This window comes from Sphingomicrobium marinum (assembly GCF_026157105.1).
In the GTDB taxonomy this organism is placed as follows: domain Bacteria; phylum Pseudomonadota; class Alphaproteobacteria; order Sphingomonadales; family Sphingomonadaceae; genus Sphingomicrobium; species Sphingomicrobium marinum.
Genome location: NZ_JANPVQ010000001.1, coordinates 1415710 through 1442160, shown reverse-complemented (window position 1 = coordinate 1442160; position 26451 = coordinate 1415710). Strand labels below are relative to the sequence as shown.

Annotated in this window: 28 protein-coding genes, 1 tRNA gene and 1 riboswitch; of the genes, 15 read left to right on the top strand and 14 right to left on the bottom strand. The window is 62.0% G+C overall.

The genetic code is table 11. The features are described 5' to 3' along the window. Position 1 precedes the first annotated feature (1 nt). The gene (gene fabZ, locus NUX07_RS07235) at positions 2–466 is read left to right on the top strand and encodes a 3-hydroxyacyl-ACP dehydratase FabZ (RefSeq protein WP_265529904.1); all 465 of its coding nucleotides are present in this window, start codon (positions 2–4) and stop codon (positions 464–466) included. Positions 467–471: 5 nt separating this feature from the next. On the opposite strand, the gene NUX07_RS07230 is transcribed toward fabZ, so the two are convergent. The 4 genes from NUX07_RS07230 to NUX07_RS07215 are packed head-to-tail and all read right to left on the bottom strand — an operon-like array spanning position 472 to position 4715. After that, complete coding sequence (locus NUX07_RS07230; RefSeq protein ID WP_265529903.1) at positions 472–1167, bottom strand: ABC transporter ATP-binding protein; 696 nt, start codon at positions 1165–1167, stop codon at positions 472–474. Continuing rightward, positions 1164–2114: a FecCD family ABC transporter permease gene (locus NUX07_RS07225; RefSeq protein WP_265529902.1), complete on the bottom strand. Its 951-nt coding sequence runs from the start codon at positions 2112–2114 to the stop codon at positions 1164–1166. Before NUX07_RS07225 ends, NUX07_RS07230 begins: the two co-directional genes overlap by 4 nt. Then, on the bottom strand, positions 2111–2848 hold the full coding sequence (locus tag NUX07_RS07220) for an ABC transporter substrate-binding protein (protein WP_265529901.1): 738 nt from the start codon (positions 2846–2848) through the stop codon (positions 2111–2113). Before NUX07_RS07220 ends, NUX07_RS07225 begins: the two co-directional genes overlap by 4 nt. Further along, a complete protein-coding gene (locus NUX07_RS07215; protein ID WP_265529900.1) occupies positions 2823–4715 on the bottom strand; it encodes a TonB-dependent receptor plug domain-containing protein in 1893 nt (630 codons plus the stop codon). The genes NUX07_RS07220 and NUX07_RS07215 overlap by 26 nt, the downstream gene beginning before the upstream one ends. Before the next feature lie 103 nt (positions 4716–4818). After that, a riboswitch (cobalamin riboswitch) is annotated at positions 4819–4961 on the bottom strand. 103 nt (positions 4962–5064) lie between these two features. Here NUX07_RS07215 and rpmE point away from each other — a divergent pair. Then, complete coding sequence (rpmE, locus tag NUX07_RS07210) at positions 5065–5295, top strand: 50S ribosomal protein L31 (protein ID WP_265529899.1); 231 nt, start codon at positions 5065–5067, stop codon at positions 5293–5295. 3 nt (positions 5296–5298) lie between these two features. Then, complete coding sequence (locus NUX07_RS07205; protein ID WP_265529898.1) at positions 5299–5823, top strand: GNAT family N-acetyltransferase; 525 nt, start codon at positions 5299–5301, stop codon at positions 5821–5823. A 1-nt stretch (position 5824) separates the two neighbouring features. On the opposite strand, the gene NUX07_RS07200 is transcribed toward NUX07_RS07205, so the two are convergent. From NUX07_RS07200 to NUX07_RS07180, 5 genes are all read right to left on the bottom strand, one after another. Further along, entirely contained in the window at positions 5825–7753 is a 1929-nt protein-coding gene (locus NUX07_RS07200) for a DUF2207 domain-containing protein (RefSeq protein ID WP_265529897.1), read from the bottom strand. Further along, the gene (locus NUX07_RS07195) at positions 7753–8310 is read right to left on the bottom strand and encodes a LemA family protein (protein ID WP_265529896.1); all 558 of its coding nucleotides are present in this window, start codon (positions 8308–8310) and stop codon (positions 7753–7755) included. The genes NUX07_RS07200 and NUX07_RS07195 overlap by 1 nt, the downstream gene beginning before the upstream one ends. A gap of 50 nt (positions 8311–8360) precedes the next feature. Beyond that, on the bottom strand, positions 8361–9560 hold the full coding sequence (locus tag NUX07_RS07190) for an acyl-CoA dehydrogenase (RefSeq protein ID WP_265529895.1): 1200 nt from the start codon (positions 9558–9560) through the stop codon (positions 8361–8363). A gap of 113 nt (positions 9561–9673) precedes the next feature. Beyond that, a complete protein-coding gene (locus tag NUX07_RS07185) occupies positions 9674–9889 on the bottom strand; it encodes a hypothetical protein (RefSeq protein WP_265529894.1) in 216 nt (71 codons plus the stop codon). Positions 9890–9913: 24 nt separating this feature from the next. Continuing rightward, complete coding sequence (locus NUX07_RS07180) at positions 9914–11854, bottom strand: TIR domain-containing protein (RefSeq protein ID WP_265529893.1); 1941 nt, start codon at positions 11852–11854, stop codon at positions 9914–9916. 119 nt (positions 11855–11973) lie between these two features. Between NUX07_RS07180 and NUX07_RS07175 the strand changes: the two genes are divergently transcribed. The 3 genes from NUX07_RS07175 to msrA are packed head-to-tail and all read left to right on the top strand — an operon-like array spanning position 11974 to position 14695. Beyond that, positions 11974–13452: an FMN-binding glutamate synthase family protein gene (locus NUX07_RS07175; protein ID WP_265529892.1), complete on the top strand. Its 1479-nt coding sequence runs from the start codon at positions 11974–11976 to the stop codon at positions 13450–13452. 50 nt (positions 13453–13502) lie between these two features. Further along, a complete protein-coding gene (locus NUX07_RS07170; protein ID WP_265529891.1) occupies positions 13503–14036 on the top strand; it encodes a sterol desaturase family protein in 534 nt (177 codons plus the stop codon). Beyond that, entirely contained in the window at positions 14033–14695 is a 663-nt protein-coding gene (msrA, locus tag NUX07_RS07165) for a peptide-methionine (S)-S-oxide reductase MsrA (RefSeq protein ID WP_265529890.1), read from the top strand. Before NUX07_RS07170 ends, msrA begins: the two co-directional genes overlap by 4 nt. Positions 14696–14699: 4 nt before the next feature. Here msrA and rimK read toward each other — a convergent pair whose 3' ends face one another. From rimK to NUX07_RS07150, 3 genes are all read right to left on the bottom strand, one after another. Beyond that, entirely contained in the window at positions 14700–15605 is a 906-nt protein-coding gene (gene rimK, locus NUX07_RS07160; RefSeq protein ID WP_265529889.1) for a 30S ribosomal protein S6--L-glutamate ligase, read from the bottom strand. After that, positions 15602–16069, bottom strand: coding sequence for an ATP-dependent zinc protease family protein (locus NUX07_RS07155; RefSeq protein ID WP_265529888.1), 468 nt, complete (start codon positions 16067–16069; stop codon positions 15602–15604). The genes rimK and NUX07_RS07155 overlap by 4 nt, the downstream gene beginning before the upstream one ends. A 28-nt stretch (positions 16070–16097) precedes the next feature. After that, positions 16098–16187, bottom strand: a tRNA-Ser gene (locus tag NUX07_RS07150). Between the two features lie 113 nt (positions 16188–16300). Here NUX07_RS07150 and NUX07_RS07145 point away from each other — a divergent pair. The 9 genes from NUX07_RS07145 (at position 16301) to mazG (ending at position 24712) form a co-directional block, all read left to right on the top strand. Continuing rightward, positions 16301–17386: a lytic murein transglycosylase gene (locus NUX07_RS07145; RefSeq protein ID WP_265529887.1), complete on the top strand. Its 1086-nt coding sequence runs from the start codon at positions 16301–16303 to the stop codon at positions 17384–17386. A gap of 66 nt (positions 17387–17452) precedes the next feature. Then, on the top strand, positions 17453–18601 hold the full coding sequence (locus NUX07_RS07140; protein ID WP_265529886.1) for a D-alanyl-D-alanine carboxypeptidase family protein: 1149 nt from the start codon (positions 17453–17455) through the stop codon (positions 18599–18601). Next, entirely contained in the window at positions 18598–19227 is a 630-nt protein-coding gene (tmk, locus tag NUX07_RS07135) for a dTMP kinase (protein WP_265529885.1), read from the top strand. Before NUX07_RS07140 ends, tmk begins: the two co-directional genes overlap by 4 nt. After that, positions 19224–20180, top strand: a complete 957-nt coding sequence (locus NUX07_RS07130; RefSeq protein ID WP_265529884.1) for a DNA polymerase III subunit delta' — start codon at positions 19224–19226, stop codon at positions 20178–20180. The genes tmk and NUX07_RS07130 overlap by 4 nt, the downstream gene beginning before the upstream one ends. 32 nt (positions 20181–20212) lie before the next feature. Next, positions 20213–21712 carry a methionine--tRNA ligase gene (gene metG, locus NUX07_RS07125; RefSeq protein WP_265529883.1) on the top strand — a complete coding sequence of 500 codons (1500 nt, stop codon included), beginning with the start codon at positions 20213–20215 and terminating at the stop codon, positions 21710–21712. Continuing rightward, positions 21709–22488, top strand: a complete 780-nt coding sequence (locus NUX07_RS07120) for a TatD family hydrolase (protein ID WP_265529882.1) — start codon at positions 21709–21711, stop codon at positions 22486–22488. Before metG ends, NUX07_RS07120 begins: the two co-directional genes overlap by 4 nt. Continuing rightward, positions 22485–23252, top strand: coding sequence for an MBL fold metallo-hydrolase (locus NUX07_RS07115; protein ID WP_265529880.1), 768 nt, complete (start codon positions 22485–22487; stop codon positions 23250–23252). The genes NUX07_RS07120 and NUX07_RS07115 overlap by 4 nt, the downstream gene beginning before the upstream one ends. Continuing rightward, a complete protein-coding gene (locus tag NUX07_RS07110) occupies positions 23249–23833 on the top strand; it encodes a retropepsin-like aspartic protease family protein (RefSeq protein WP_265529879.1) in 585 nt (194 codons plus the stop codon). The genes NUX07_RS07115 and NUX07_RS07110 overlap by 4 nt, the downstream gene beginning before the upstream one ends. Before the next feature lie 144 nt (positions 23834–23977). Then, positions 23978–24712 carry a nucleoside triphosphate pyrophosphohydrolase gene (gene mazG / locus NUX07_RS07105; protein ID WP_265529878.1) on the top strand — a complete coding sequence of 245 codons (735 nt, stop codon included), beginning with the start codon at positions 23978–23980 and terminating at the stop codon, positions 24710–24712. Between the two features lie 7 nt (positions 24713–24719). Here mazG and hflX read toward each other — a convergent pair whose 3' ends face one another. Both hflX and hfq read right to left on the bottom strand, forming a co-directional pair. Next, the gene (gene hflX, locus NUX07_RS07100; protein ID WP_265530769.1) at positions 24720–26018 is read right to left on the bottom strand and encodes a GTPase HflX; all 1299 of its coding nucleotides are present in this window, start codon (positions 26016–26018) and stop codon (positions 24720–24722) included. Next, complete coding sequence (gene hfq, locus NUX07_RS07095) at positions 26015–26446, bottom strand: RNA chaperone Hfq (RefSeq protein ID WP_265529877.1); 432 nt, start codon at positions 26444–26446, stop codon at positions 26015–26017. The genes hflX and hfq overlap by 4 nt, the downstream gene beginning before the upstream one ends. Between the last annotated feature and the right edge of the window lie 5 nt (positions 26447–26451).

The following is a 26451-nucleotide window of genomic DNA, read 5'->3' as shown; positions in this document are numbered from 1 at the left end:
CATGACGGACAGCGCCGCCGGAGCCCTCGATATTCGCCGGGTGATGGCGGCGCTGCCGCATCGCTATCCTTTACTGCTCGTCGACCGTGTGGAGCGGCTCGAGAAGGACAGGTCGATCACTGCCATCAAGGCGGTGTCGATGAACGAGCAATTCTTCCAGGGCCACTTTCCGGGCCGCCCCATCATGCCGGGCGTGCTGCAGGTAGAAGCGCTGGCGCAGGCCGCGGGCGTGCTGGCGGTCGAAAGCCTCGATCTCGCCGGATCGGGCAAGCTCGTCTATTTCATGGCCATCGAAGGCGCCAAGTTCCGCAAGCCCGTGGAGCCCGGGTGCCTGCTCAAGCTCGACGTCGAGATCGTCCAGATGCGCCGCAATATCTGCAAGTTTACCGGCAAGGCATCGGTCGATGGCGACACGATCTGCGAGGTCAGCTTTACCGCAATGATCGCGGACGCGCCCGAAGACTGAGCGGTCTAGATTTGCCAGCGCCCGCCCGGCGCCGGTTTCAGCCTGAACGTATCGCCAAATATTTGCTCGCGCGGCATCGCCGCGGCGGGCCCGTCGGCGACCACCTTGCACCCGTCCATCAGGAGCAATCGATCGAAGCGCTCGATCAGCGTCAGATCGTGCAGCGCAGTGAGGACGGTCGCGCCGCGCCACGCCTCGGCGTCGAGAAGATCGGCAATGCGCAGCACCCAGTAGGGATCGAGATTGGCCATCGGCTCGTCGAGCAAGAGGAGCTGCGGCCGCGTGGCAAGCGTCCGCGCGATCAGCAGCCGCGCGCGCTCGCCAGTGCTGAGCGCATTGCTGGGGCGATCGAGAAAGGGCGTCAGTTCGAGCTGGTCTACCAGTGACGTCACGACGTCCTCGTCGACCGGCGCCGGCGACAGGCGCAGGAAATCGCGCACCGGAATGGGCCAGTCGAGCTGGCGAGACGCGGGCAGGTACCCCAGCATGCGCGCGCGGGCAGCAGGCGCGTTGCTGTCTAACATCCGACCGCCGAGCGACCAGCTGCGATATTCACCCGCGACACCGGCGAGGGTGCGCATCAGGCTGGTCTTTCCGGATCCGTTGGGCCCGACCAACGCGGTTTTTTCGCCGGGCTGCAGCGTCAGATCGGTCCATTGGAGGCGACCTATGAGGCGGGCACCTTTGACGATCAACGTCATGCCATCCTCCTCGGCTTGAGCGACAAGAGCAGCGCGATAAATAGCGGCGTGCCGATAATCGCTGTGATGACGCCGACGGGAATGGTGCGGCCATCAGGGCCATAGCGAACGAGCAAATCGGCGGCGAGCATCACGCTGGCGCCAACGATTGCGGAAAGGCCGATTGCGCGCCCGGGTTGCCCCTTCACCAGTGCGCGCGCGGCGATGGGCGCGATGAGCCCGACAAAGCCGATCGCGCCCGCCATCGCGACGCAGGCGCCCACCGCGATGGCGGACAGCAAGATGGTACGCTGGGCAAGCGCGCGCGGGCTGATGCCGAGCGAGGCCGCCACGTCTTCGCCAAGCGCAAGCAGGTCGTAGGCGCGGCGCCAATGCCAGATGGCCAGGCAGGCGGCGGCAGCGGGGAGGGCGGCGGCGATGGCTTGCGGCCAGCTACGATCGACGAAGCTGCCCATCAGCCAGCGCCACTGGTCGTAGAATGCGTAAGGGCTCGGTGCCAGCGCGAGGAGCAAAGAGGTCGCGGCTCCTGCTGCCAGCGCTATGGCAAGGCCTGCCAGCAACAGCCGCGCCGGATCCGCGCCGCGCCCGGCGATCGCGAACAGGGCGATCAGCGCCAACCCGGCACCCGCGGCACCGCCGATAGCCATCGCTATGGGGGTGGCAAACCCGATGAAATGCGCCGTGCCAACCGCGCCAAGTGCGCCCCCCGATGCCGCGCCGGTGATGTCCGGCGAGGCGAGGGGATTAGCGAAGACCGCCTGCAGCGCCGCGCCGGTGACCCCCAGCGCAGCGCCGTAGGTTAATGCGAGCAGCGTTCGCGGCGCGCGCAGTTCGGTCAGGATGAGGTGCGCGGTCTCGCGGTCGACTGCCGCGACGATATCAAGCGGGAGCGCGAGGTGAAGACCCGCCAACGCGATCAGACTCAGCAAGAGCAGGACCCGACTCATCGCTGCTGCAGCCTCTCGATCTCGCCGAGCATCAGTGGGCCCGAGCAGGTCCACGCGCGGCCGTCTACGGTGATGCGCTGGCCCGCCAGACGGCGGGTGAGGGGATGGCGCTGCCATTCGGTGTTGCGGCTATATTGGTCTGCGCGATACCGGCTTTGGAGGATGATGTCGGGCCGTGCCAACGCGATCTGTTCGACAAAGCTAAGGCCCGGCCTAGAAGCAATCGCGTCGAGACCGGCATAGCCGAGCCAACTATCGGTCGCAGGCCCCACGCCGAGGCCACCTGCGCTGATCACCAGCGTGGACCGACGCTGGGATGGGGCGTTTGTGACCAGCCGGCTCAGCCGCTGCTGCCATTGGCTCGCAGCGTTATGCCGGCCGGTGAGACTGGTCACCATGCGCACGTTTTTGGCCACTGCTCGAGGGCTGTCGGCATAAGGCAGGGTAACGACCCGCATTCCCATCCGGTCGGCGATCTGCGCTGGGGCACCACCAAGCGACCGCGTCGTCAAAAAGATATCGGGGCGGTGGCGGACGACACTTTCCACCGTGCCGTCATTGGCGGGGAAGGCCTGCGCCTTGGCGGCAAGCGGGCTTTCGGCTTCGTCGCGCGACAGGAAGCTGACGCTCGCGACCTGGTCGGGCGCGGCGAACATCAGCAGATATTCGTCCGCGCACAGGTCGAGCGAGGCGATCTTGAGACTGCTGCTAAGGAGTGAAGCGAAGCCCGACAAAGACGGCCCTCCCTTGCGTGTTGTAACCGATCACGTCCTGGTAATCGGCGTCGAACAGATTGGAGCCGCGAACGCTGATTTCGATCGTGTCGTTCACTGCATAGGCGATGCGCGCCGAGGCGAGGGCATAGGTGCCCAGCGTCACGCGCTCGGCGGGAAAGACATCGAAATCAGTGTCGAACCGCTCGCTGACGATGGCGAGGCTGCCGCCATAGGTGAAACCGCCGCTACGGCCCGTGAGGATGATGGCGCCCCGATGGCTGGGGCGGCGCACTTCGGCGAGCGTGCTGCCGCCCGGCAATTCGGGATCAGTCGCGTCGAGGTGGCTGTAGTTGGCACTGATCTCCAGCGCCTCGCCAAATGAATAGCTGGCCTCGGCTTCGATGCCGCGCCTTTGGCTCTTGCCGTCGCCATTCTCGACCGAGGACAGGAAGGTAATGACATCGAATGTGGAGACAATCTCGTCGGTCAGGTTCTGCGTGAAGAAGGTGAGACCAAGACCGAAATGGTCTGCATCATAGCGGATGCCGATGTCCCCGCCGCGCGATCGTTCTGGCGTTACGTCAGGATTGCCCACAAAACTTCCCGGGAAGAAGCCAAACAGGTCGTAGAAGCTGGGCTGGGCAATGCCTTCGCCATAATTGGCGGTGAGGGTGATATCGCCCAGCGGAACGAGTGCGCCGGCCGAAAAACTCGTCGCATCGTTGAAATGGCTGAAGTCATCGTGCCGAATGGCAGCATCGAGGATGATGGCGGCGGCATCGAGCCGATATTCGGCGATAAACGCGGTGCGGGAACGATCGACATCTTGTGCAGTGAAACCGCCAAAGGCGATGTCGTCAGCGCTGAAATTTTCGCCTTCTTTCTCGACTGCGGCGCTGAAACGGTGATCAATTTGTCGGGTCTGAAAAGTGTAGCTGGCCAACGCCCGCAGGTTGAGCCGCTCGGCGCTGGTGCGATTTTGTTCAGCATCGTCGAGGAAGTTGACATTGGAGGAACCAAGCAAGCTGGCGTTGCCTTCAATCGTCAATCTGCCATCGTCATGCCGCGCCACAACGCGGCCAGCGCCAAGGCGATTGTCGGTCTCGTCGAGCGTATCGGCGCGCTGGAAGGTGAAAGGGTCAAAGCCGTCAAATTCGCTGCGCGCATCGATAGCGAAACCGGACGCAAGGAGGGTGATCGTGTCTGCTACGTCGACGGCACCCGCTATTCGGAATGTCGCGTTGCGGTAGCCATCACGTTCGCCATCATCGCCAAAACTGTCGATCCCCCCGGAGCCTTGGAACCCGATATTGGCGTTCAGGTGGAAATCGCCGCTACCGTCTATCTGCGTACTGCCGGAAAAGCGGTAGAAATCGTCAGTGCCGACTTCGCCAAATGCGTTGGTCTGGACACCACCATAATTGGGATTGCTGCTACGCAGCGCAACGACGCCCCCTATGGCTTCGCTTCCCCATAATGCGGACTGTGGCCCGCGCACGAGCTCGACAACGTCGTAGCTATTGAAGGATAGCAATTCGAAGCGTGCTTCGTTGCCTGCGGCAGGATCGTTGGCCTTGATGCCGTCAATAAAGAGCAGGGTGTGGCTCGCCTCGGCTCCGCGGATACGCAGTTGTGCCTGCGTGCTATCAGGGCCTGTTTCCGAGAGCGAGACAGAGGGCGCCAGGCGCAGGAGATCCGCGGCCCGATCATCGCCGAGGGCTTCGATCGTTTCGCGATCGAAGATCGTCAAGCTATCAGAAGCCTCCGACGTCGCTACAGGTTCGAGCGATGCAGCGACGGTGATGATTTCATCGCCTAGCGTGTAGTCGGCAACAACAACTTCATCGCGCGTCGGCTCGGGCGGTGGCAAATCTTGAAACAACACGGTCTTTTCCTTTCCATGACAAAGTCGTCACGGCGGAAAAGACGGCGGGCTGTCGAGCGCGCGCGCTTATCCACGCCTCATCGCTGACCCCGGCAACGAAGACGGACGACGGCATTGAAAGGTCGGTATCTGGCTCGCCACCCTTCATGGGAGGCTCACAGTTGCGGGCACAGCGCCGGATTGTCACCGGCTTCCCTCTTCGCCGCCCCCATTACAGGAGCGAAACCCTTCGCCTGGCAGCAGCGATTGGCGGCGCGGCTTTTCCTTGTCAAGCTGCGTCAAGTTCGTTAGGGACGCGCGACCTTTCCAAAGGGCTGGTCGGAAACCAGCGCAAACCAAGGAAAAACAAGTGAAAAACGATACGCATCCCGACTACCACATGATCAAGGTCGAAATGACCGACGGTACCGTGTTCGAAACGCGCTCCACCTGGGGCTCGGAAGGCGACACGCTGCACCTCGACATCGACCCCAAGACGCACCCGGCCTGGACCGGTGGTTCGCGTCGTGCCGCCGAAGGTGGCCGCGTTGACAAGTTCAACAAGCGGTTCGGCGGTCTGTCGCTCTCGACCAAGAAGTAGGCCATGGGCGCGCATCCCGCGCCCGTGCTTCACACGGAACGGCTCATCCTTCGCGGCTTCGTCGCGGAGGATTTTCCTGCCAAGCACGCGATCCTGCAAAAGCCCGATGTGCACGCGCATCTCGGGCCGCCGCTGACATGGTCCGAACATTGGCGCCGCGTTGTCAGCGGCGTCGGTCAATGGATCGTGCGCGGCTACGGCGGATGGATGGTGCTGCGCCGCGAGGACGAACGTTTACTCGGCGATCTTGGACTTTTCGATGCGCAGCGCGGATTGGGCTTCGACGGCCAACCGGAAATGGGCTGGGTGCTGGATAGCGATGTCCACGGGCAGGGCTATGCCTACGAGGCTTGCAGCGCGGCGCTCGAGTGGGCCGAGGCCAATCTCGAACCCACGCCGATCTGGGCGATCATCGAAGAAGGGCATGAGCCGTCCTTCAAGCTGGCGAACAAATTAGGGTTCGAACGTCATTCGGTGAGCGAACTCAACGATGAAATGATCATCGTGCTCAAACGCCCGGCCTGGTAGCTTACCAGCCACCGCCACCACCACCGCCACCGCCACCGCCGGAAAACCCGCCGCCGCCCGATCCGCTCGACGATCCGGGAGCAGTCGATGCGCTGGCGATTGAAGATGCCATCGAGGAGCCAATCGCGGTCGCGAACTTGGTCGGATTGTCCCAGACGTTTTGCGAGCCTGAATACCAGTAGAAGCCACGATCGACGCGGCCCGGGTCGTTGGCGGCGGCCAACAGCTTGCTTTCGAAGCGCTTGGCCCACTTATTCTCAACGCCGAGCGCGATCGCGTAGGGCAGATAGCGCTCGAACAATTGCAGATCCTCGTTCGCCGGCTGCATGCGGTCAAACCGTTCCTGCTCGGTCGTCGACAGATAGCGTTTGAAGCCGGCTATCCTGTCGAGGAGAGCGCGCCCTTCCACGGTAGGGGCCGACATCCAGAAAAAACCGCCGAGCCACATCAAACCGCCAATGAAAAGCGGGGCGAGCACCGGAAGGGCGTTTCCGGTCGACAGGGCAAGCGGCAACATCGGCAGCGCGCCAAGCGTTGTCGCAATCCCCGTGGCACTGGCGAGGAAAATGATCGGCCAGCGCAGCCCCGACCCTTTTTCCGGCACCGAGAAGAATAGCAGCCCGGTGATCGCCATGCCGCTGACCGTCAGCAGAAGATAAAGCGGGCTTGCCGCGTCTTCGGCCCAAACGGTGCCGGCCGCGCCCATCCAGGCACCGAGCAGCACGAAGGCAAGCCCCGCCACCGCCCAGCCGATATTGCGATTGAAGGCGGCGCCATCGAAACGTTTTTCGTGTGGCTTGCCGAGCTTCTTCATCGCGGCACGGAAGTCCGCGTGATGTTCTTGGTCTATCGTGATGGAGTCGCCGATCGGCACCAACCGGTCGAGCATGCGCCGCTCACCCTCTTCGAGCGGGCGGGCTGCAGGCCCCTCGAGCCGTTCGATATGCGTCTTGCCCTTGGCGAGGCCGAAGAAACTGCCGCCCTCTTCGACGAGGCGGACATGGCCCTTGACCGCGGCATTGACCATCGCGGCGGCGAAACCGCGATTATCCATGCGCTGCTTGGTGACGTACCGCATGGCGGCAGGGCTCATGTCATCGGGCGGCGCGAATAGCGGTACGACGGTGCCGGGCCTGGGATCGCGGCCGGCTTTCTTCCAGGCAACATAATAATAGCCGAAGATGAGGAGGATGCCGAGAATGGCGCCAATTGGCGCGGCGAGCTGCGCTATGCGACGAACCTGCAGTTCGGCTTCGGTCGGCGGGGCCACGACACCCTTCGGAAAGGCGACCGCGATCGTGAGCCCTTCGCCCGGCGCGAGGCCACGCGTCGTGGCAAAGCGGATGATACCGGGTTCGCGCGCCGTCACCTCGGCGTTGCTGGCGCTCGACCCTCGGCGACCCGTATAGACAGCGGCCTGGCCAAACTCGACCGGTTCGGGCAGCCGAACGGTGGCGCGGGCACTATCGATGGGAAACGCCCATCCGGTGCCGGTTACGTTCCAGTACAGTTCGTCGAAGCCGTCGAAAAAGCCAACCGCGCGCTTGATGCGATAGCGCAGCACATATTCGTGCTCGCCCGCGCCGATAAAGACGTCTGGGTCGCCGATCTTGATACGTAGTCCGTTGGACATGCGATCGAGACTGTAGCTTTCGGCGCGGCCGTTACGCTCGGCACCGATGAACTCAAAGCCGACCTTGATGGTACCGCCATGATCGGTGGCGTAGCGGGTGGGCAGATCGCGAAAAATGCCGCGCCGGATACGGTTGTTTTCCGATCGCACACGAATGCGTTCGGTCACGGTCATCACGCCATTTTCGGCGATGAAGAAATCGCTGTGCCATGCCAGGATGCGCTCGTCCGCCGCTGCCGGGGCGGCAAAGGCGAACAAGGCCAGGAAAAGGGCGAGAAGTGCGCCCGGCGCACGCATCAGTTGTTGAACTCGACCTTTGGCGCGGTCTGGATGCTTTCGTCGGGATCTTCGTAATATGGCTCGGTACTAAAGCCGAACGGTCCAGCGACCACGACATCGGGGAAGCTTTGCACCCGCGTGTTGAGATCGCGCGCGGTGGCGTTGTAATAGCGGCGCGTGGCCTGCAGCTCGCCTTCGATTGCCGACAGCTCGTTCTGCAGCATCTGGAAGTTTTCGTCGGCCTTGAGCTCGGGATAATCCTCGGCGACCGCCAGCAAGCGACCGATCAGGCCGCTCATCAGGCTGTCGGCCTGCGCCGTTGCCTCGACGCCCTTGGCTGCCGCCGCGTTGCCGCGCTGCGCGATGACTTTCTCAAGCGTGTCCTTTTCGTGGGTGGCATAGCCTTCCACGGTCTTGACGAGGTTGGGGATGAGGTCGGCGCGACGGCGCAGCTGCACGGTGATCCCGCTGAAGGCCTCGCGCACCAGCGCGCGCAGGCGCACCAGGTTGTTATAGATTGCGATCACCGCGAACGCGATGACAGCCAGAACGACCAAGGTGATGATCAGCGTCATGAAACTCCCCCACAGATGCTTGGGGGAGAGCCTAGCGCGGAAAGGTTAATCTAAAAAGCCGAAATCCCGGTGATGGCGCGCCCGATGATGAGCGCATGCACATCGTGCGTACCTTCATAGGTGTTGACCGTTTCGAGATTGAGCGCGTGGCGCATCACCGGATATTCGGCCGAAATGCCGTTACCGCCGAGCATGTCGCGCGCGGTGCGGGCGATATCCAGCGCCTTGCCGCAATTGTTGCGCTTGATCACGCTGATCGCGACCGGATCGAGCTCGCCCGCCTCGAGCCGACGACCGACGCGCAGGCTAGCCTGCAGGCCAAGCGCGATCTCGGTGAGCATGTTGGCAAACTTCAATTGCGGTATCTGGTTGGCGGCGAGCGGGCGATCGAATTGCTTGCGCTCGAGCATATAGTCGCGCGCGGCAGCGAAGCATGCTTCGGCAGCACCCATGGCGCCCCAGCTGATGCCATAGCGCGCGACGTTGAGGCATCCGAACGGGCCTTTCAGCCCTTCGACATTGGGAAGCAGCGCGTCTTCGCCGACTTCGACATTGTCCATCACGATTTCGCCAGTGATCGAGGCGCGCAGGCTCAGCTTGTCCTTCACCTTGGGCGCGGACAGGCCCTTCATACCCTTTTCGAGCAGGAAGCCGCGGATTTTGCCGTCATGCGCATCCGATTTCGCCCAGACCACGAAGACATCGGCGATCGGCGAGTTGGTGATCCACATCTTGGCGCCATTGAGGACATAGCCGCCATCGACCTTCTTGGCGCGGGTGCGCATGCCGCCGGGGTCGGAACCCGCATCAGGTTCGGTGAGGCCAAAACAGCCGACCTTGGTGCCCGCAGCCAGCTGCGGCAGCCACTTTTTCTTTTGCTCTTCCGATCCGTAGGCGTTGATCGGGTGCATCACGAGGCTCGACTGGACTGAACAGGCGCTGCGATAGCCGCTGTCCACGCGCTCGATCTCGCGTGCGATCAGGCCGTAGCTGACATAGCCGAGCCCGGCGCCGCCATATTCCTCGTCCACCGTCGCTCCCAAGAGGCCAAGTTCGCCCATCTTGGGCATGATGTCGGGGTCGAAGGCATCATCCATGAAGGCCTGCTTGACGTTGGGCAGCAATTGTTCCTGCGCGAAGGCATGCGCGGTGTCGCGAACCATGCGCTCCTCATCGCTGAGCTGGCTTTCAAGGTCGAACGGGTCGGTCCAATCAAACGGGACGATTGTCTTGGAAGATTTCTGTAGCATGGGCGCGCTTTAGCGCCGCAAGGAGAGGGGCGCTAGCCAAAAGCGGTCAATCGACAAGAGAACGGGCGGCACCGCAAATGCGCCGCCGCCCGATAATTATGCCTAGAGGGAAACTACTCGACAGTACGATCGTCGTCGCCGCCGCGATCGTCGTCATCGGTCTCGTTGCCCAATTCATTGCCGACGTCCATCGGCTCTTCTTCCATCGCTGTATCGTCAACCACCTCTTCGGTTGCTTCCTCGGTCGCGGTTTCCTCTTCGGGCGATGCGCAGGCCGCGAGGCCCAGTGCGCTAGACGCCAGGATGGCAGTGATCATGGTCTTTTTCATCATTGGTCCCCTTTGTTGGTTTCGTCAGGCTTCGAAACCGAGCTTCTCCATTAAGGCCTGAAATCGCTCTTGGCTACGGATTGGCTCCAAGAGTGGATCGAGATAGGACTGCACCAGCCCGCTATCGCCGGCCTCGTAAGCGCGCTCCAGCTTGTCGAGCGCTGCTTCGGGCGCCCCGGTCTGCGCATCGACCTGCGCGAGTTGGTAGAGCGCATTATCGCCATATTCGCGCTCCAGGTTCTGACGATAGACGGCGCTTTCCGCGTCATTGCCCTCGCGCGCCGCTACAATCGCTAAACCGCGATTTCTGGTCAGTCCGCTAGGCTCCTTTTCGAAATATTCCTTGGCGGTTTCCACGGCCCCTTCGAGCAGTGCCATGGTGCCGAGGAACCCCATAACGCTACGCGCATCGTCGTTGATTGCCAGCGCTTGGCGGCATTGTTCGCGGGCGGCAGCGAAGTCGCCGGCATTCATTTCGATCAAGGCGGCATTGCGCCAGTGCTGGGCGTTGAGCGGATCGAGCTGCTTGGCTCGAAAAACGGCGTCGCGCGCCTCTTCGAGATCGCCGGCACGCGCACCGAAATTGGCGAACCCGGACAGGATGTCGGCATTGCCGAAGCCGGTCCGATAGCTTTCGAGATAGGCGGCGCGCGCACCGCGAATGTCGAGCATGCCGTTGGCCAGCACGAAACCGAGCGCGCTGTGGCCGGTGCTAAATTGCGGTGCGATCTCGACCGACCGACGCGCCGCGACCAGCGCTTCCGCATATAGCGGCGCCAGTTCCTCGCCGCGCGAATAATTGCTTGCGATAACCGTGAGTGCGCGGGCGCGTGCGGCGTGCGCTGCCGCATATTCCGGATCGAGTTCGAGCGCCTTGCCATACAAGGCCAGGGCGCGGCGATCGGTGCTTTCATCGACAGCCTGGCGATAGAGTTCCGCTCCCTCCAGATACGCATCGAGCGCCTGTGCCGACCGCGTCCCGCCCGTCGCATCGCCCGCACTGGATTTGGCGAGCTGCACCGCCAGTTGGTCGGCGACGAGGTCGGCAATGTCCTGCTGCAGTTCGAGTAGGGCGTCGAAAGGCCGGTCAAGACTATCGCTCCAGCGTTCGAACCCGTCACGGCCGTCTACCAGGCGCAAGACTACGCGCACGAGCCCGTCACCGCGTCGAACGCTGCCTTCGAGGACGTTGGCGACTTTCAGACGCGATGCGATCTGCTGGGCATCCAACTGGAGCTCTGCCACCGTTTCCGAACTGGTCTGCGCGGCGACCAGGATATCGGGGTGCAGCCCAAGCCGGGTGCGCAATTCTTCTGCGAGCCCGGTCGAGAAATAGGCCTGTTCGCTATCCTCGTTCAGATTGCTGAACGGGAGCACGGCGATGCTGCGATCGTTCGGACCGGGGCCGAATATCTTGTCCCCAAAGGCGACAAGGCCGCCGCCTGCGACCAGCGCGCTTACCACGCCGCCGCCAATCAGCAAGCTGCGGCGCGAAACGCGTGTCTCGCCCGGCGGAAGGTCGCCCGCCCATTCGGACACACCCTCCGCCCACAGCGCCTTGATGAGCGCCTGCATCGCGGTGTCTCCAGCCGTGAAATCGGACTGGCTTGCATCGATCATTTGGTGCTGGCGAAAGCCCATTGGGGGTTGGGTGCCATCGAGCGTGACGGGGATAAGCTTGCCCGCGTCGCGGCCCTTCGTGGCTTCGTCGGTCACCCATTCCGAGCGCACCGCGCTCGATGACCACAGCACCACCACCTTGTCCGACTGGTCGAGCTTGGCCTCGATAAGATCGGCAAAACGATTGCCGCCCTGGATGAGCGCATCCCACCACACGTCGAAGCCCTGCGCTTCGAGCAGGCGCACGATCCGCTGTGCCGCGTCTTCGTTTTCGCGGCTATAGCTGACGAAGACGCTTTCCGCGCCCTTCTGCGCTTCATCATCGTGGCAGTCGTCTTCGATCATTGCCCCCTATCGATCATGGTGAAGACGCGACAAACCGCCATCATAGAATGAAGTAGCTTTTTGCCAACTGGCTTCGAATTGCTAGCAAGGAGCGGCCTGAAGGGAGCAATAGCGTGGGAATGAGCAACGTAGCGGAGACGCTGGCTGTCATCTTCATCTGGGTTGTAGGGCTGCTGCTGCTGCTCGGGGTGGTGCTGTTTGTCATCGATATCACCCAGACCAGGGACGCGGTGCGGCGCAACTATCCCGTCATCGGACGCTTCCGCCACATCTTTTCCGAACTCGGCGAGTTTTTCCGCCAATACTTCTTCGCGATGGACCGCGAGGAGATGCCCTTTAATCGGGCCCAGCGCGAATGGGTTGACCGCGCGGCCAGTGGTAAGGGCAACACGCTCGCCTTCGGATCGACCAAGAACCTGCAACCTGTAGGCACGCCGATTTTCGTCAATTGTGCGTGGCCGACACTGGACGAAGATGCCGTCGAAGCCGACGCGCTGATGATCGGCGAGGGCTCACGTATCCCATATCTGGCGCCGTCTTATTTCAACATCTCGGCGATGAGCTACGGCTCGCTGTCCAAACCGGCGATCCGGGCATTGTCGCTCGGCGCGGCCAAGGCCGGCTGCTGGCTCAATACCGGCGAAGGGGGCCTCGCACCCTATCATCTCGAGGGCGATTGCGACGTCATATTCCAGATCGGGACGGCCAAATATGGCGTGCGCACCGAAGATGGAGAGCTTTCGGACGAGAAGCTGAAGGAAGTGGCTGCCCATCCGCAGGTCCGGATGTTCGAACTCAAGCTGAGCCAGGGCGCAAAACCGGGAAAAGGCGGAATCCTGCCGGCGGAAAAGGTCAACGAGGAGATTGCGAACATCAGGGGCATTCGCCCGCACGAAGCCTCGATCTCGCCCAATCGGCATCCTGAAATTGATTCGATCGAAGACCTTAGTGCGATGATCCAGCGACTGCGCGACGTCACCGGCAAGCCCGTCGGCATCAAGTTCGTCGTCGGCGCCTATGGCTGGCTGCTCAGCTATTTCGAGCATATCTCAAAGGGGTATCCCAATGATGCGCCCGACTTCATCACGGTCGACAGCGGAGACGGCGGGACGGGCGCCGCGCCGATGCCGCTCATGGACAATGTCGGGCTGACGATCCGCGAAAGCCTGCCGATGGTCGTCGACCTGCGTAACCAGTTTGGCCTCAAGGACCGCATTCGGATCGTCGCATCGGGCAAGATGGTGACGCCCGGCGATGTCGCGTGGGCGCTCGCGACGGGGGCGGACTTCGTGAATTCGGCGCGCGGCTTCATGTTCTCGATCGGCTGTATCCAGGCGATGAAGTGCAACACCAACCGCTGCCCCACCGGCGTAACCACGCACGACAAACGCCTGCAGCGTGGCCTGGTGCCCGAAGAAAAAGCCGACAAGGTCGCCAATTTCGTCGACAATATGCGCACGGAAGTCGGGACCATCGCGCATAGCTGCGGCGTCCATTCACCGCGCGGGCTCAAACGGCATCATGTCCGCATCGTGTGCCCCGACGGTCTGTCGCGACCGATGGATGAATTGCATCCTGCTCCAGCGCGACAAAGCTAGGCCCTTTTTCCACCTGTCAGCGACCGGATGAAAGAGTATAAGTACCGCTTATGAGTTTGGATTATCTGACGGAATTCCCGCTGTGGCTGGGTATCGTGATCGCGCTCGGCGTCGTCGCGCTGATGGAAATCACTGCCTATGCCACGCACCGCTGGGTAATGCACGGCCCGCTGGGCTGGGGTTGGCACGAAAGTCATCACCAGGAACGTCTTGGACTCTTCGAAAAGAACGACCTCTATGCCGTTGTTTTCGCTGGATTAGCGATTAGCCTTTTTGCAGGCGCAACGTTCGCGCAGATCGGTTGGCTATTCTGGATCGCCGTTGGCATCACGCTCTACGGCATACTCTATTTCATCGCGCACGATGGGCTCGTCCACCAGCGCTGGCCGTTCCGCATTGTCCCCAAGGGCGGCTATATGCAGCGGCTTTATCAGGCGCATCGCCTGCACCACGCTGTCGACGGGCGCGAGGGCTGCGTCTCGTTCGGCTTTATCTACGCGCCGCCGATCCGCGTGCTGAAAGACCAGCTCAAGCGCAACGCGGCTGTAACCGACCGGTCCGCGCGCACGAATATCCAGGCATGAAAAGCCTAGCCGCTATAGCCCTTGCCGCGACCGCCGGGGTGTCGCTGTTTTTTGCTGCGCCCGCCGTTGAGGCGGGAAATTATGAGCGCGTACCGGCGGCACGTCTCGACATCGCCAATGACGCCACGGTCGAGACTGCTGTCTTTGCTGGTGGGTGCTTCTGGGGCGTCGAGGCCGTGTTCGAACGCGTAAAAGGCGTCAAATCAGCGGTTTCCGGTTTTGCCGGCGGCCATGTGATCAACCCCAGCTATCGGCAGGTCACCCGTGGTGGCACCGGTCATGCCGAGGCCGTGCGCGTCATCTTCGATCCGCGCGTCGTGTCCTATGCCGAGCTATTACAGGTCTATTTCTCGGTCATCGCCGATCCGACCCAGCTCAACCGCCAGGGCCCGGACGTTGGCGAACATTACCGCACCGCCTTCTTCCCGATGAACAAGGCGCAAGACAAGGTTGCGCGGGCCTATATCCGCCAACTGGGCGCTGCAGGCATCTATAACAAACCGATCGTCACACGGATCGAGAAATATCGCGGCTTTCACAATGCCGAGAATTATCATCAGGACTTCATGGTGAAGAACCCGAACCATCCGTACATTGTGCAGCACGACGCGCCCAAAGTGCGCGCGCTCGTCCGATTATTCCCGGCGAAGGTCAGCTAGGCGCCTAGCCCTTGCCGCGCGTCCGGGTCTTGCCGGGCTTGGCTTCCTTTTCGAGGAATTCGATGATCATTCCGGCAATATCCTTGCCGGTGGACTTTTCGATGCCTTCGAGGCCGGGCGAGGAGTTGACCTCCATCACCACCGGTCCCTGATTGCCGCGCAGCAAGTCGACACCGCAAACCTTCAGGCCCATCGTCTTGGCCGCGAGCGTGGCGGTCTTGCGTTCGATGGGGCTGATCTTGACCTGTTCGGCCGTACCGCCGCGGTGGAGGTTCGAGCGAAAGTCGCCTTCCTTGCCTGTGCGCTTCATCGCGGCAACGACCTTGTCGCCGATGACGAGACAGCGAATGTCACTGCCGCCAGCTTCCTTGATGAACTGTTGGGTAAGGATGTTCGAGCCGACACCGCCAAAGGCCTGAATGATCGATTCCGCCGCTTTTTGCGTTTCGCCGAGCACCACCCCGATACCCTGCGTGCCTTCGAGCAGCTTGATCACGACCGGCGCGCCGCCTGCCATCTTGATAATTTCATCGGCGCGGCTCGTCTTGTGCGCGAACACCGTCACAGGGAGGCCGACGCCCTTGCGCGCCAACAGCTGCATCGAACGCAACTTGTCGCGGCTGCGGCTGATCGCCACGCTTTCGTTCAAGGGATAGACGCCCATCATCTCGAACTGGCGAAGCACGGCGGTGCCGTAGAAGGTGACGCTCGCGCCGATGCGCGGAATGACCGCGTCATATTTGGGCAGGTTTTCGCCCTGATAGCGGATCGAGGGGCGGTTCGAGGTGATGTTGATATAACACCGCAGGTGATCGATTACGTCGATGTCGTGGCCGCGCTCCTTGGCCGCTTCGACCAGCCGCCCGGTCGAATAGATTTTGGAGCTGCGGCTCATCAGGGCTAGTTTCACGATGTCTCTCCGGCTGTGTCGGGGCGATCCTTGCCCTGGATGTAGCTCTTGCTGCAGTCTACGAGAAAACGCCGTCTGAGCGCTGTCCTGCCAAGTAGCATACGAAAGCCCATGTCATCTCGGTTGGTGAGCGTCAATTGAATGGGGAAGGTCTTCTTGCCCACCTTGATCCGTGTCTTGATGAAAAAACGCTTCTGCGTTTGACCGTTGGAACTGGTGACCCTCTTGATGCCAGCGAGTGGTGCTTCACAGGGTATTTCGGGAAGGCGGCGTTTCTGCTCGGGGTGCAACTTGAACCGCACCCATTCCGTACCGTCGCGTTCGAAATGGTGGACGTCATAGGCGTGGATGGCGGAAGTGCGCGCGCCCGTATCGACCTTTACCTTGATGGCGCTCACTCCAAGGTCCGGCAATTGCGCCCATTCCCGCCAGCCGACGACACCGCTTTTCTTCACCTGTGCCATCGACGCTCCCGGGCAACTTCTAGGTCGTTGGCGGAGAGGGTGGGATTCGAACCCACGGTGAGCTTGCGCCCACGCCGGTTTTCAAGACCGGAGCATTCGACCACTCTGCCACCTCTCCGCTGTTCATGAGGCGCTAAGGGTAAAGGCTCAATCGTGCAAGCGTTGCGACGACCAATGGTGGTTTCGCGGGCAGGATGGGATAGTATCACCGCCATGACTGTTTCTTTTTTGATGCGTTCTTTTCTTGTCTCTGCCAGTTTTCTGTTCGCGCTGCCTGCCTGCGGGCAGGATGCCACCGACCCGTTGGCGCCGCTGGACGAGGGTGAGACGATCGCATCGACCGCGACGATCGCGGTGCCCACCGGCAACATTGGCTGGACGGACTACAAGAACCACCTCGCGCGACGCGCGGCTGCCGAGGGTGTCAGCCAGCGCGCCATCAGTGCGGTATTGCCCTCGCTCCAGCCCAACGACCGCGTGATCCGCCTCGACCGCAGCCAGCCGGGCGGCACGCCGGGCGACAACACCATCCCGCCATACGCGCCCTACCAGCGCCGCCATGTCACCCGCGACATCATCGAGCGCGGGAAGGCCGAAGCGCGCCAGCACTGGACCAAGCTGCACGAGATCCAGGATCGCTACGGTGTCGACAAGGACGTCATCCTCGCCATTTACGGCAAGGAAACCAGCTACGGTCGGATCACCGGTAATTTCGACCTGTTCGAGGCGCTGGGCACCCTGGCTTGGGAAGGCCGTCGCCGCGACCTGTTCGAAAGTGAGTTCATTGCCGCGTTGAAGCTGCTCGACAAGGGCTATACCCGCTCGCACCTCAAGGGCAGCTGGGCTGGCGCTGCGGGAAAGACACAGTTCATGCCGACCAACATCCTGGCGCTTGCCGCCGATGGTGACGGCGACGGTCATGCCGATATCTGGAATTCGGAGCCCGACGCCTTTGCCTCGATTGCCAATTACCTCGTCCAGAAGGGCTGGATCCGCGGGATCGACTGGGGCATCCCCGTCAACGTCCCTTATAATTTCGACCGCAACAGCGTGCGTCGCTTGACCGAGCCCGAGCGCTGCCCGCGCGTGTTCAACCGCCACAGCCGCTGGCTCACCATGGCCCAATGGCGCGCACTGGGGATCACGCCGGTCGGCAGCAGCTTTAGCGATGGTGTCGAACTCAAGCTGTTCGAGCCCGACGGTCCGGGCGAGACGGCCTATCTGGTCACGCGAAACTACGACATGATCCTCGATTACAACTGCTCCAATTTCTACGCGCTGACCATCGGTCTCGTGGCGGACGCAATCGAGCGATAATCTTCTCTTGGCGCAGCGTGCCAATGCGCTCTATCGTGCCGGAAAACCTCACCTGATGGAGTGACCATGCGTCCGCTATTTCTTGCCGCCCTTGCGCTGCCCGCCGTGGCAATCGCGTCTCCGACGTTCGAAACCGAAGCGCCGATCGCCTATTTGATCGACCTGTCGTCAGGCCGCGTTCTTTTGGAAAAGGACGCTGACCGGCAGATTCCGCCGGCGTCGATGGCCAAGATGATGACCACTGAACTGGCTTTCAAACTGATCGCCGAAGGCAAGCTGGACGAGCAGAAGATGTGCACCGTGCGTCCCGAGACGTGGCGGCAGTGGAGCAATGCGGGTTCGACCATGTTCCTCAAGGTCAACGAGCAGGTCAGCATCGAAAACCTTCTCAACGGTATCGTCACCTTGTCGGGCAACGACGCATCGGTCGTGCTGGCCGAATGTGTCGCCGGGACCGAGCAGGCCTATGTCGAGCAGATGAATAAGCTCGCCAGCGAGCTTGGCCTCAAGAATAGTCGCTTCGGCAACGTCAACGGGTGGCCCGATGAAGGCCGTACGGTGGTGACGGCGCGCGACCTGGCCACGCTGGCCCGCGCCGGGATCGACAACCATCCCGAGCTCTACGCCAAATATTATGGCAAGCGCGAATTCACCTGGGGCGAAACGCAGGGCGGCGAGCCAATCACGCAGCCCAACCGCAATCCGCTGTTCGGGCGCGTAGAAGGCGCGGATGGTCTCAAGACCGGTCACACCGAAGAAGCGGGCTACGGCTTCACCGGTTCGGCCGAACGTGATGGGCGTCGATTGGTCATGGTCGTTGCCGGGCTCGACAGCCAGTCGGCACGTACCCAGGAATCGGTGCGACTGATCGAATGGGGCTTCAACAACTGGAGCGCGCGTTCGCTCTATGCCAAGGGTGCAACGGTCGGCAGCGCGCGGGTGCAGATGGGCAGCGCGGATAGTGTCGCGCTGGTGGCGCCGCGCGACCTAGCGGTGACCTTCCCGGCCAATGCTTTTGCGACGCCCAGCGTGAAGATCCGTTATGACGGGCCGATCATGGCACCGATCGAAAAAGGCCAGCAGGTTGCCCAGCTCGTCGTGACCACCGACGGTGACGAGGCGGTGTTGCCGCTGGTGGCGGCTGAAGCGGTCGAGGAAGCGGGCTTCTTCCGCCGCGCCTGGATCGGATTCAAGCAATTGCTCGGCATGGCTTGATGGCAGGACGCTTCATCAGCCTCGAAGGCGGGGAGGGGGTCGGCAAATCGACCCAGCTCGACGCATTAGCCAAGGCGCTCGAAGGGCGCGGGCTCGAGGTCAAGGTGACGCGCGAACCCGGCGGCAGCGCCGGGGCGGAAGCAATCCGCAAATTGTTGCTCGAAGGCGAGGAAAAGCGCTGGAGCCCGCGCGCCGAAGCATTGTTGTTCGCAGCGGCGCGCGCCGATCATATCGAAAAGACGATCAAGCCCGCGCTCGCCAACGGCACATGGGTGCTATCCGACCGCTTTCTCGATAGCTCGCTGGCCTACCAGGGCGAAGCGGGGGGCCTGGGCATCGAGGCCGTGCGCGACCTGCATCGCTTCGGCAGTCTGGATTTCCTGCCCGACCGCACCTTGGTGCTGCAATTGCCGGTAGGCGAGGGCGGCCTACGCGCCAAGCACCGCGATGGTGACGAAGGCGATCGTATCGGGTCGCGGCCCCCAGCCTATCATGCGTCCGTCGACAAAGGCTTTGCCACCATGGCCGAAAAGGAGCCGCAGCGCGTGAAGCTGATCGATGCATCGGGCAGCGCGGAAACGGTGACTGCACGCCTTCTTTATGCGCTTGGCGACCTGCTCCCATGATCAAGGGGCAGGATCGCGCGGTCGAGGCGTTCGCCAAGGCCTGGAAATCGGGCACGCCGCATCATGCGTGGCTCCTTGCGGGGCCGCGCGGGGTCGGCAAGGCGACCTTCGCCAAGGCGGCTGCCGGGCGCGTCCTGGCAGAAGCCGCCGGCCCGCCGCCGACTGCGCCGGGCATGGATCTGGAGGACGATCATCCAACGGCGCGGCTGCTCGCAGCCGGATCGCATCCCGATTACCGCCTGCTCGAGCGCCAGCTGAACAAGTCGGGCACCAACCTCAATCGCAACATCAAGGTCGAACAGGTGCGCGCCATCGCGCAGCTTTTGTCGATCGCCCCATCGATGGCCGATTGGCGCGTCGTGGTAATCGATAGCGCGGACGATCTTGAAGCCGGCGGCGCCAATGCGCTGCTAAAGATGCTGGAAGAGCCACCCGCGAAGACGCTTTTCTTCCTGGTGGCCCATGCGCCAGGCCGACTGTTGCCGACAATAAGATCGCGCTGCAGGAGGCTTGATTTTCAACCACTTGGGCGTGACGTCATGGCCTCTGTGCTCGAAGAACGCATCGGCGCGTCCGATGCGACCCTGGTGTCGCTGGCGCAAGGATCGATCGGCCGCGCGCTGGCGATTGCCGAACTCGGTCTGGCACAGCTGGCCGACGATGCGCGCACCATCATGCGCGAAGGCGATCCCACCAACGCGCGCCGCTCGGCGCTCGCCAAGTCACTGTCGACCAAGGCCAATGCCGACAAATATGCGCGCTTCCTCGAACTCGTTCCGGGCATCGTTGCAGACGAGGCGAGGGGGGCCGAAGGCGCGCGCCGCGAACGCGCGTTGGCAGCCTATGGGCAAGTGCGCGAGGTTGTGGCGATTGCACCGCGCCTGTCGCTCGATGCCGCCGCGACGGCGTTCCGCCTCGGCGGCATGCTGGCGAGCGTTGCCGAGCCCGCTTGAACGCGGCGCCCGCCACGGCTAGGCGGGGCGCAATGTCTTATTATCTCACCACGGCCATCAGCTACCCCAACGGCAAACCCCATATCGGGCATGCCTATGAAGCCATTTCCGCCGATGTCATGGCGCGGTTCAAGCGCGCCCAGGGCGAGGATGTCTACTTTCAGACCGGAACCGACGAACATGGCTTGAAGATGGCGCAGACGGCGCGTGAGCTTGGCAAGACGCCCGCCGAGCTGGCATCGGAAATGTCGCAGCTTTTCATTGACATGTGCGACACACTTGGCGTCACATATGATCGATTCATCCGAACCACGGACGAGGATCATCACAACGCCTCGAAGGCAATTTGGCAAGCCATGGAAGCCAATGGCGACCTGTATCTGGGGCGCTATGAAGGCTGGTATTCGGTTCGCGACGAAGCGTTCTACGATGAAAAGGAGCTGACCCAAGGGGAGGGCGGCGAAAAACTGTCGCCCGAAGGCACGCCGGTCGAATGGACGGTCGAGGAGACCTGGTTCTTTAAACTTTCGGCCTACCAGCAGCCTCTGCTCGATCACATCGCGGCCAATCCCGATTTCATCCAGCCCGATAGCCGCCGCAACGAAGTGATGCGCTTCATCGAGGGCGGCCTGCGCGATCTCAGCGTTTCCCGCACCAGTTTCGACTGGGGCGTACAAGTGCCCGGTAGCCCCGATCACGTCATGTATGTGTGGGTCGATGCGCTGACCAACTATATCACCGGCGTCGGCTACCCCGATGGCGGCGCGACGTGGAACAGATATTGGCCCGCCGATGTTCACCTGATCGGCAAGGACATCATCCGCTTCCACGCGGTCTATTGGCCGGCCTTCCTGATGAGCGCGGGGATTGCGCTCCCCAAGCAAGTTTACGCCCATGGCCACTTGCTTGGCGAAGGCGGGGTCAAGATGTCGAAGAGCCTCGGCAACGTGGTCGATCCGCAGGTCATGGTCGAACGCTACGGCGTCGATGCGCTGCGATACTTCCTGCTGCGTGAGGTCACCTATGGCCAGGACGGTGCGGTGGGCGAAGAAGCGCTGGTGACGCGCGTCAACGCCGAACTCGCTAACAGCTTCGGCAATCTGGCGCAGCGCACGCTTTCGATGATCCATAAGAATTGCGACGGCGTGATCCCTGCTGCCGGAAATTTGAGCGAAGACAAGGCGTTACTAGATGACGTCACGACGTCATCGACCGAAAAGCTTCCCGCCGCCTTCGATCGCTGGGCCTTTTCGCAGGGCATCGAGGCTTGGATGAATGCGGTCTATGCCTGCAATGCCTATGTCGATGCGATGGCACCATGGGCGTTGAAGAAAACCGATCCCGATCGCATGGCCGAGGTGCTTGGTACGCTGGCGGCCGCGTTGAAGCCGTTGGCGCAAGCGATCCTTCCTGTCGTGCCGACGGGTGCGCAGTCGATCCTCGACCAGTTGGGGCAAGGGGAGGGGCAGGCCATCGACAAACCGACCCCCGCCTTCCCGCGGCTCGAGCTTGCGGCGGAGGACGGCGAATGAGCCTGATCGATAGCCATTGCCATCTGAACTATGAAGGCCTGGTCGAGCGCCAGGACGAGGTTCTCGCCAACGCACGCGCCCGCGGCGTCACCGGCATGCTCAATATCTCGACGCGCCAGAGCGAATGGGGCGATATTATCGCGACGGCGGAACGCAACGATGATGTCTGGGCGACCATCGGCGTTCATCCGCACGAGGCCGACAACCACCCCGATCTTGGGGTCGAAGCGCTGGTCGAGGCGGCGCAACACCCCAAAGTCATCGCGATTGGCGAATGCGGCCTCGACTATTATTACGACAAGTCGGACCGCGAGGCGCAAAAAGAGCGGTTTGCGGCGCATATCGAAGCTTCGCGGCGCACCGGGCTGCCCCTCGTTGTGCATACGCGCGATGCCGAAGAAGACACGGCCGAGATCCTGTCGCGTGCTGTCGAGAAAGGCGGCGTGCGCGGCGTGCTGCATTGCTTTACCAGTTCGCAGTGGCTGGCCGACCAAGCGCTGGCATTCGGATTTTACATTTCGCTGAGCGGAATCGTGACCTTCAAGAACGCCAAGGATCTGCGGGAAACGGCAAAGACTCTTCCAGACGATCGCTTTCTGGTCGAAACCGACAGCCCGTTCCTTGCCCCGGTGCCCAATCGCGGCAAGACGTGCGAGCCCGCTTTTGTCGCCGATACCGCGGCTTTCGTGGCGGATCTGCGCGGCGAAACTATCGAAGAAGTAAAGTCAAAGAGCACTGCCAACTTCTTCAGACTGTTTGATAAAGCAACAGCGTGAAGGTTCGTGTTCTGGGGTGCGGGACGTCGTCGGGCGTGCCGCGGATCGGAAACGATTGGGGACGATGCGATCCCAATGAACCACGTAACCGGCGTACGCGCTCGTCAATCCTGATCGACAGCGGCGGCGAGACATTGCTGGTCGATTGTGGGCCCGACCTTCGCCAGCAACTTCTCGATGCGGGCCGGGCCGATATCGATGCGTCGATCATCACGCACGATCATGCCGATCATACGCACGGCATCGACGATCTGCGGCAATTGGCAAGGGTAGCGGGACGAAAGATGCCGCTGTGGGCGCGCGCGCAGACCATGGCTGGGCTAGAAAGTCGCTTCTCCTATGCCTTTTCGGGCCATCGTTATTACGACGCGATCCTGGCGCCCGAGATCCTCGAAACGAATGATCGAGCCTGGGGAGGGGGGAGGCTGCGGTTCGTCGATCAGCCGCATGGCGGGATCACCAGCCTTGGCATTCGCTTCGATCAGGATGATAGGTCACTCGTCTACGCCATTGATTTCCATGACTTAACCGAAGACATGGCGTCGCTTTACGCGGGCGCGGATGTGTGGATCTGCGATTGTCTGGGGCTGAAGCCGCATCCGACGCACGCGCATCTCGACGCCGTCCTTGGCTGGGCGCGGGAACTCGAGGTCGGCCAGCTTTGGCTGACTCATCTCGACATTGTCATGGACTATAACCATCTCAAGCAGACATTGCCCGATTGGGCAGCGCCCGCCCATGATGGACTGGAGATCGAGATTTGAGCCCGAATGTCCCCGAATGGATCATGTTGATCGTCCTGGTGGGATTCCTCGTCTTCTTCATGTCGCGATCGGGTGAACCCATCGGCAAGCTGGCAAAAATGGCGCTGGCATGGATCGGCATTTTCGCGCTTTTCTTCGTAATTTTCACCTTCCGCGACGATTTTTCCTATGTCGCGCAGCGGGTTAGCACCGAAATCACCGGGCAGCCCGTCGTCCAGGGCGAGACATTGCGCGTTCCCAAGTCGATCGACGGCCATTTCTACCTCGAAGCCGACGTCAATGGGGCGGCGATCGAATTCATGGTCGACAGCGGCGCGACTGTGACGACGCTGGGTCAAAGTGCGGCGCGTGAGGCCGGCTTGCAGATCAGCGGGCAACCCAATGTGGTGGTTCAGACCGCGAACGGCACGGTTGGCATGTACAGTACGCGCGCACGGGATTTCGATGTCGGCCCGATCGAACGCAACAATATGCGCGTGCATGTCGCGGAGCGCGACGATCTTAACGTGATCGGGATGAATTGGCTCAGCTCGCTTGAAAGCTGGCGGGTCGAAGGGGACTGGCTGATCCTTCAGCCGTAACGTGGCCGCCGCATTCCTCTATACTAAGCCATTTTACATAATACATATTATCAGACTTACTGATTTCACTAGGAAAAGCGCCGATCGTGCGTTTCTCAAGCCCTCTTTCCTTGCCTAATCACATATTCGCGCCATTGTGATCGAATGAGCATCGAACGATTGACTGCTATCATGCGCCGGCTGCGCGACAAGAAGACCGGCTGCGAATGGGATAGCGTCCAGACCTTCGCGACGATCGCGCCCTACACCATCGAAGAAGCCTACGAAGTTGCCGATGCCATCGCGCGCGAGGATATGGACGACCTGGCCGACGAATTGGGCGATTTGCAGCTACAAGTGATCTTTCACAGCGTCATGGCCGAGGAAGACGGGCATTTCACGCTCGACGACGTCTTCGCGCGCATTTGCGACAAAATGGAACGCCGCCATCCGCATATCTTCGGTGAAGCCGATGAAGGCGGCCATCACCTGTGGGAAGAAATCAAGGCCGCCGAACGCAAGGAAAGCGACGATCAGAGCGCCTTGGCGGGCGTCGCGCTTGCACTACCTGCGCTCGAACGTGCCCAGAAGCTGCAGAAGCGCGCCGCTCGCACCGGTTTCGACTGGCCCGATGCCACTGGCGCCAAGGAAAAGATCGTCGAAGAGCTTGCCGAGGTCGAAGCGGCCGACAGCGATTCCGCGCGCGAAGAGGAAATTGGCGATCTCCTATTTGCGGTTGTAAACCTCGCACGGTTTCTCAAGATCGATAGCGAAGAAGCTCTACGCAAAGCCAATCGCAAGTTTGAAAAGCGCTTTCGGTCGATCGAAACAGCACCGGGTTTCGTTGACATGGATCTCGAAGACAAGGAAGCGCTCTGGCAAGCCGCCAAGCGCGCTTGATCCGCGGTCAGAGCGAGTCGAAACGGGCCTTGTTCGCGGGATCGAGCTGAACATCGAGGTGCAGCGTCTCGCCATCGAGCCGGCTGTCCAGCACCTTGCCATATTGATGGAGCCAGCTCAGGCGCGCGCCGTCGCCCGCCGGCAGCGTGATCTCATAGGTCTTCGCGCCCAATGAGAGCGCCTTGCCGACGTGTTCGAGCAGATTGTCGACCCCTTCCCCGCTCACGGCGCTAATCGCCATGACGTCGTCGCGGCGCTTTGCCTCGCCCAATATATCATCGCCGCGATCGCCTTCGAGCAGGTCGATCTTGTTCCAGACTTCCAGCTGCGGCGGCGCGCCCTCCCCCTCCAGCCCCAATTCCTTGAGAACGGTCGCGACATCGTCGGCCTGTGCCTGGGTATCGGGATGCGCGATATCGCGGACATGGAGGATAAGGTCGGCGCTGGCGACTTCCTCCAGCGTGGCGCGGAAAGCCGCCACCAATTGGGTCGGCAGGTCGGAGACGAAACCCACCGTGTCGGACAAGATCACCTTGTCGTGCCCGGGAACACGGATTTCGCGCATCGTCGGGTCGAGCGTCGCGAACAACAGGTCTTCGGCCATGACGTCAGCGCGCGTCAGCCGATTGAAAAGCGTGGACTTTCCAGCATTGGTATAGCCGACCAGCGCGACCACCGGCCACGGTGCGCGCTGGCGCCGGTCGCGGTGCAGCCCGCGGGTCTTCTTCACCTGTTCGAGCTCGCGGCGGATCTTGGCCATGCGATCGCGGATCATGCGCCTGTCGGCCTCGATCTGCGTTTCACCCGGGCCGCCCAGGAAGCCGAAACCGCCGCGCTGGCGTTCAAGGTGGGTCCACGAACGCACAAGCCGACCGGCCTGGTAGTCGAGATGCGCCAGTTCGACCTGCAGCCGGCCTTCCGCGGTCGCCGCGCGTTCGCCGAAAATCTCGAGGATCAGGCCGGTACGGTCGATTACCTTGCACTGCGTCGCGTCTTCGAGATTCTTCTGCTGGACGGGACTGAGCGCCGCGTCGACGAGAAGCAGGCCGGCACCCGCTTCCTTGGCGATCTCGCCCATCTCCGCCGCCTGCCCCATGCCGAACAGGCTGGCGGGGCGCACCGATCGGATGCGGTACGCGCGCGCTTCGATCACGTCGATGCTGATGGCCTCGGCAAGTCCCTTGGCCTCCTCGATCCGCGCATCGGTGCTGCGTGAGGCGGGCTGGCCCACGATGTCCGGCACCGCCAGCAGCGCTTTTTCGCCCCTGGCTATCCCGTCCGCATTTTCCCGTTCAAAGACGCTCAGCGTCGTTCTCCACCTATCTGCAAGGTAGAAACGGCGTGCTTGAACAAGAGTTGCGGCTCTTCTGCCGTCAGGAGCAGCAGCACGAAGCCGTCATGGCCGATCAAGGTGCCGCGCAGCATGACGCCATTGAGCAGAAACACCGTGACCTCGCCGCCGGCAGCGCGATCGAGGAACTGGTCCTGCATCCCCTCCCCGGCATATTCGGGCAGGTCCAGTGTCGGCTTGGCGCCCGGCACGATCGTCGAAATGGCGTGCTTGTAGACCAGCTGTTCGCTACCATCACGGCGCAGCAAAATGCTGTAAGTCCCGAAACCCGCTATATTTCCTTGAAGACGCACGCCCTTCATCAGGAACAGGCTAACAGGGACTTTTTCCTTGCGACAGGCATTCAGGAACAGATCCTGCACCTCGCTACGCGGCTTGCTCATGATTG

Bases quoted from the DNA above. Each gene is read 5' to 3' on its own strand.
- fabZ (WP_265529904.1), top strand. From the start codon at position 2: ATGACGGACAGCGCCGCCGGAGCCCTCGATATTCGCCGGGTGATGGCG.
- NUX07_RS07230 (WP_265529903.1), bottom strand. From the start codon at position 1,167: ATGACGTTGATCGTCAAAGGTGCCCGCCTCATAGGTCGCCTCCAATGG.
- NUX07_RS07225 (WP_265529902.1), bottom strand. From the start codon at position 2,114: ATGAGTCGGGTCCTGCTCTTGCTGAGTCTGATCGCGTTGGCGGGTCTT.
- NUX07_RS07205 (WP_265529898.1), top strand. From the start codon at position 5,299: ATGGGCGCGCATCCCGCGCCCGTGCTTCACACGGAACGGCTCATCCTT.
- NUX07_RS07200 (WP_265529897.1), bottom strand. From the start codon at position 7,753: ATGCGTGCGCCGGGCGCACTTCTCGCCCTTTTCCTGGCCTTGTTCGCC.
- NUX07_RS07195 (WP_265529896.1), bottom strand. From the start codon at position 8,310: ATGACGCTGATCATCACCTTGGTCGTTCTGGCTGTCATCGCGTTCGCG.
- NUX07_RS07190 (WP_265529895.1), bottom strand. From the start codon at position 9,560: ATGCTACAGAAATCTTCCAAGACAATCGTCCCGTTTGATTGGACCGAC.
- NUX07_RS07185 (WP_265529894.1), bottom strand. From the start codon at position 9,889: ATGAAAAAGACCATGATCACTGCCATCCTGGCGTCTAGCGCACTGGGC.
- NUX07_RS07180 (WP_265529893.1), bottom strand. From the start codon at position 11,854: ATGATCGAAGACGACTGCCACGATGATGAAGCGCAGAAGGGCGCGGAA.
- NUX07_RS07175 (WP_265529892.1), top strand. From the start codon at position 11,974: ATGAGCAACGTAGCGGAGACGCTGGCTGTCATCTTCATCTGGGTTGTA.
- NUX07_RS07170 (WP_265529891.1), top strand. From the start codon at position 13,503: ATGAGTTTGGATTATCTGACGGAATTCCCGCTGTGGCTGGGTATCGTG.
- msrA (WP_265529890.1), top strand. From the start codon at position 14,033: ATGAAAAGCCTAGCCGCTATAGCCCTTGCCGCGACCGCCGGGGTGTCG.
- NUX07_RS07155 (WP_265529888.1), bottom strand. From the start codon at position 16,069: ATGGCACAGGTGAAGAAAAGCGGTGTCGTCGGCTGGCGGGAATGGGCG.
- NUX07_RS07145 (WP_265529887.1), top strand. From the start codon at position 16,301: ATGCGTTCTTTTCTTGTCTCTGCCAGTTTTCTGTTCGCGCTGCCTGCC.
- NUX07_RS07140 (WP_265529886.1), top strand. From the start codon at position 17,453: ATGCGTCCGCTATTTCTTGCCGCCCTTGCGCTGCCCGCCGTGGCAATC.
- NUX07_RS07130 (WP_265529884.1), top strand. From the start codon at position 19,224: ATGATCAAGGGGCAGGATCGCGCGGTCGAGGCGTTCGCCAAGGCCTGG.
- metG (WP_265529883.1), top strand. From the start codon at position 20,213: ATGTCTTATTATCTCACCACGGCCATCAGCTACCCCAACGGCAAACCC.
- NUX07_RS07120 (WP_265529882.1), top strand. From the start codon at position 21,709: ATGAGCCTGATCGATAGCCATTGCCATCTGAACTATGAAGGCCTGGTC.
- mazG (WP_265529878.1), top strand. From the start codon at position 23,978: ATGAGCATCGAACGATTGACTGCTATCATGCGCCGGCTGCGCGACAAG.
- hfq (WP_265529877.1), bottom strand. From the start codon at position 26,446: ATGAGCAAGCCGCGTAGCGAGGTGCAGGATCTGTTCCTGAATGCCTGT.